We start from the raw sequence: 1999 nt of genomic DNA on the forward strand, positions 1-1999 counted from the left end.
CAGGAAGAGCATATCCCCGCGCCCTAACAGGGTCTCCGCCCCGGGCATATCCAGGATCACCCGGGAGTCCACCGAGGAGGCCACCGCGAAGGCGATGCGGGCCGGGAAGTTGGCCTTGATCAGCCCCGTCACCACGTCCACGCTGGGGCGCTGGGTGGCGATCACCAGATGAATGCCCGTCGCCCGCGCCATCTGCGCCAGCCGGGTAATGGTCCGCTCGACATCAACGGGCGCAGCCATCATCAGGTCTGCCAGTTCATCGATGAACAGCACGATGTAAGGCAGCCGTGCTTCCCCAGCCTCCTCCGCCCGGGCGTTGAAATCCGCGAGATTCCGTGCCCCAACGGCCGCGAACTGCCGGTAGCGCTCTTCCATCTGGCGGGTGAGCCAGCGCAGAACTCCCACGGTGCGCTCGATCTCGAATTCCACCTTCCCGTAAAGGTGCGGCAGCCCGTTCCACCGCACCAGCTCCACCATCTTGGGATCGATCAGGACCAGGCGGAGCTCCTCCGGGGTGTTGTTATAGACCAGGCATGTGAGCAGCGCATTGATACATACCGACTTCCCCGAGCCCGTGGTCCCAGCGATCAGCAGATGAGGCATCGTCGCCAGATCGGCCACGACCGGCCGGCCGGCCACATCCCGGCCCAGGGCGATGGCCAGGGGCGACCCGACCTTCCGGAACTCAGGGGAGGCCAGCAACCCCCGCAAGCGGACCAAGCTGATCTGCCGGTTGGGGACCTCGATGCCGATGAGGCCGCGGCCGGGGACCGGGGCTTCGATCCGGAGCGAGGGGGCCGCCAGGGCCAGCGCGAGATCGTTGGCCAGGGCGGCGATCTGAGCCACCCGAACCTTCTGACGGCGCACCTCTCCTTCCGGCCCTGGACGCTCAATGTAACCCGGTAGCAAGCCGAACTGGGTGACCGTCGGGCCCTGAGTGGCTTCCACCACGCGGGCCTCCAGCCCGAACTGCCGGAGGGTATCCTCGATGATCGCTGCTTTCTGGCGGATCTCCTCGGGGGAGACCGGGGCCGGTTCGTCCTCCTCCAGGAGATCCAGCGGAGGCAGGCGGCGATCCCGCTTCACCCGAGCCGGGCGCTGGGGCAGCGCCGTCACGATCTTCAGATCCGAAGGGGCCGGTCGCGGGGACGGCCGGACAGGCTTCGGAGGTGGCGGTGGGTTCGCCGGCGCAGTCGGCGCAGGGGCCGGTGCGCTCGCTTTCGGGGCGATGGATGGGGGAGTCCATCGGGCGAGCGCGAACCATCCGCTGATCCCGGTCGCCAGAACCAGGAGGGCCGCTCCTACGCCGGGCCCCAGCGGAGCGGATGCGGCCGTCCAGATCAGCCAGCCCAGCGTTCCACCCCCTTTCCCCCGCTCAATGATTTCCCAGGGGGCTTCATAGGTCAGCAGGGCCAGCCCATGGGCCAGGCCGAAAAGCCCCAGTATGGCCCCCTCCACCGCCAGGATCCGCCAGCCATTCGGTGCCGGTGCCCGGCCCATGGTCCGCAATAACATCCATATCCCGAGCCCTGCCCAGCCCGCGGCGACCGGTAGGCTTCCCCATCCAAAGAGACTTCGCAACAACCCGGCCCATGCATCGCTCCACCGCCCCGGGCTGAGGCCCAGCACGGTCAGACCGGAAAACAGCCCCAGACCGATCAGCCCCAGCGCGACGGCCTGACGCTCCCGTCGCCCGAAAGCCGGCGTGCCATACCACCGAGGTGGACCCAGCCGTCGGATCCACTCGGGGAGGCCGGAAGGAGCCGGAGACCCGCTGGCCCTAGCGCGGGCCGGCTCGCTGCGAGCCGGGCGGGCATGGACCGTTCGAACGCGTCGCTTCATCTTCGCTGAGTTTGTCGTCTGAACAAGGAGAAGGACAGATCGTTACAAGCGGGCGAGGCCGCCCAAGGCGGCCGCGCCCCCCCCCAACCCCCAGTGAATAGGAGGCGCGATGCGTCAAAATCAGTGGTAACCGGCCACCACCCAAAACCGGAACCCC

1 protein-coding gene is annotated in these 1999 nt (G+C 68.1%); it reads right to left on the reverse strand.

Annotated elements, in window-relative coordinates:
* Positions 1-1842 (reverse strand): DNA translocase FtsK (locus NZM16_RS02570; protein WP_295478311.1); only part of this gene is annotated, 1842 nt, incomplete at its 3' end.
* Positions 1843-1999: the final 157 nt, after the last annotated feature.

Source organism: Thermoflexus sp. (genome assembly GCF_025055495.1).
Taxonomy (GTDB): domain Bacteria; phylum Chloroflexota; class Anaerolineae; order Thermoflexales; family Thermoflexaceae; genus Thermoflexus.